The following is a 2,465-nucleotide window of genomic DNA, read 5'->3' on the forward strand; positions in this document are numbered from 1 at the left end:
TGCTACAAGCTCCGCAACACCATCGAGCGTGCCTTCTCCCACCTCAAGGACTGGCGCCGCGTCGCCACCCGATACGACAAGCTCGCCCGCAACTTCCAGGCCGGCATCGCTATCGCCGCCATCATCCTGTGGTGGGCGTGATTGAGTCCTGAGCCTAATGCGATCCCCGCACGGGTAACGGTCACGCGCAACCGTGCGGGCGGACGGCAGACCAAGAGCCAAGAAAAGTCCATCGCGCTTCAGCTACGCTACCAAGGAGCCAACCCCGTCCGTCACCTTCTCCCAGTCGTCGACGTTTCGGTCTTGGGGCGCCACCAGGAGATGCTCGACCCCGATGGCTGCGTAGTCGTCAACTAGCGCGCGCAAAACGCCACGATCCTGGCCGTCCCATTGCACCCGCATGGAAATCGTGAAGTCCGCTTCGGGACGCGCCGCGCGCAATCGCCGCACAAGCGGAGCAGCCTCATCTGCCGACAGCCCGCTGCCGTGCCAGCCGTCACCAATCCTGATCGTCCGCCGCAAGGCCGGCTCTGAGCTACCGCCGAACCAGAGCGGGATCCGGCTGACTGGCATCGGGGTCATGGTCATCTCTTTGATCTCGGCCGAGATGTAGCGGCTCTCGAACGTCACCGGATCCTCGGACCAGACGGCCCGCATCATGGCGATCCCTTCGTCAAGCCGCCGGCCGCGCTCCTCAAACGGTACGCCGAGCGCCGAGAACTCCTCTTTGAGCCAGCCAGAACCGGCGCCTAGAGTCAGCCGTCCCTCGGAAAAGTTGTGCAGCGTTGCAAGCTCCTTTGCCAACGGCAGGGGGTGACGCATCGGCAGCACCAGCACCGACGTCCCCAACTTGATCCGCTTGGTTACCGCGGCGGCCCAGGTCAGGGACAGAACAGGATCGAAGAACAATGGCGAGCGTGGAAACTTTTGGCGCGGTACGATGATGTGCTCGCTAACCCACACGTCCTCAATGCCCAACTCCTCCGCACGCTCGGCATGACGCCGTATCAGCGCCGGCGTCGCCTGCTCGCCGGCGTGGGGTAGATGAATGCCGTATTTCATTGGTGTCCTACTTCCTTCGTTGCCACGGCGGCATGCTCAGCCGTTACCTGCAAAGGCGCAATCTCCCCGGTGACCGTCAGCCCCCGGAGACCGCATAGACGACCTGATGCCAAATATGGGCATGCCCGGGAAAATGGCGGTGCGCCGAGGTGGCACGCGAAGTTGTAGGCGGCCGTCACGCCTCGGCAGGGCGGCGCTGGCGCATCGTGCTGGCGGCGAGATAGGCTTGCTGCGCAATCCTGCGCCGGTGCGTCGCAGGCGCTGGGCCAAGGGCGCGGAACAGCCCATTCGGATCAGGGAGGTCAATGATGAAACGCCGAACCCTGCTTGTCACGCTGGCCGTCATGCCCTTGGTACCGAACTTGGCCGCGGCGCAGACGGAGTGGCGGCCGGACCGACCGATCCGAATTGTCGTGCCCTTTGCCCCCGGCGGGGCCACCGACACCACGGCACGTTTGGTCGGGGAGGCGATCGCCGTACGGCTCGGCCAGTCTGTCATGGTGGAGAACCGCGCCGGGGCGGGGGCCACGATCGGAGCGGAGTACGTCGCCCGCAGCGTGCCGGACGGCTATACGCTTCTGATGGGGACGAATACGCCGATGGCGGGAGCGCCGGCGATGATCCCCAACCTTTCCTACGACCCGGTGCGTGACTTCTCGGCGGTCGCAATCGTGTCTTTCTCGCCCAACATTGCGACGGTCCACCCCTCCGTGCCTGCGAACACGCTGCAGGAGTTAATCGCCTACGCGCGTGCCAATCCGGGGCGGATCAGTTACGGCTCGTCGGGGGTAGGCAGTTCGCAGCACATCTCGGGTGCGCTTCTCGCCCATATGGCGGGGCTGGAGATGACGCATGTCGCCTACCGCGGCGGCGCGCCGGCGGCGCTCGACCTGATCGCTGGGCGGGTGCAGCTGGTGATCAACCCGCTGATCGAGGTGCTGTCCTACATCCGCGAGGGAAAGATCCGGCCGTTGGGCACGACGACGCGGCAACGGCATCCGTTGTACCCGGACGTCCCCTCAATTAGCGAGGTGCTGCCCGGGTACGAGCTGGCCGCCTGGCAGGGGCTGTTCGCGCCGGCGGGTACGCCGCGGGCGGCGGTGGATCGGAGCGAACTCGAAACAGTGGCGGTGATGAACCAATCGGCAATGCGGCAGCGCGTGGAGGAGCTCGGCTCAATCCCGTTGGCCATGGGAGCGGACGAGGCGGCGCGGTTCCTTGCCGCCGAGTTACCCAAATGGGCGGAGCTGGTGCGGATTTCGGGGGCGCGACCCGACTAGAGCATTTTTGGTTTACTCGAACGCATAGCCTGAGTTGGCGAGGTAGTTTCGGCATTCTCCGGGACTGAAGATATCGAGCAGTCGGCCGATGGTGTTCCACAGCGCCTCGCGCGTTCGGGCGCC

3 protein-coding genes are annotated in these 2,465 nt (G+C 65.3%); 2 read left to right on the forward strand and 1 reads right to left on the reverse strand.

The features are described from left to right. Window positions 1-141: transposase (locus H7965_RS29515; RefSeq protein WP_186773199.1), on the forward strand; the 141-nt coding region annotated here is incomplete at its 5' end. Between the two features lie 102 nt (window positions 142-243). Here the strand turns inward: H7965_RS29515 and H7965_RS29520 are convergent. Beyond that, window positions 244-1,062: a TIGR03619 family F420-dependent LLM class oxidoreductase gene (locus H7965_RS29520; RefSeq protein ID WP_186774048.1), complete on the reverse strand. Its 819-nt coding sequence runs from the start codon at window positions 1,060-1,062 to the stop codon at window positions 244-246. 308 nt (window positions 1,063-1,370) lie between these two features. Here H7965_RS29520 and H7965_RS29525 point away from each other — a divergent pair, with 308 nt between their 5' ends. Beyond that, on the forward strand, window positions 1,371-2,342 hold the full coding sequence (locus tag H7965_RS29525; RefSeq protein ID WP_186774049.1) for a Bug family tripartite tricarboxylate transporter substrate binding protein: 972 nt from the start codon (window positions 1,371-1,373) through the stop codon (window positions 2,340-2,342). Window positions 2,343-2,465 lie beyond the last annotated feature (123 nt).

Source organism: Siccirubricoccus deserti (genome assembly GCF_014283215.1).
Taxonomy (GTDB): Bacteria; Pseudomonadota; Alphaproteobacteria; order Acetobacterales; family Acetobacteraceae; genus Siccirubricoccus; species Siccirubricoccus deserti.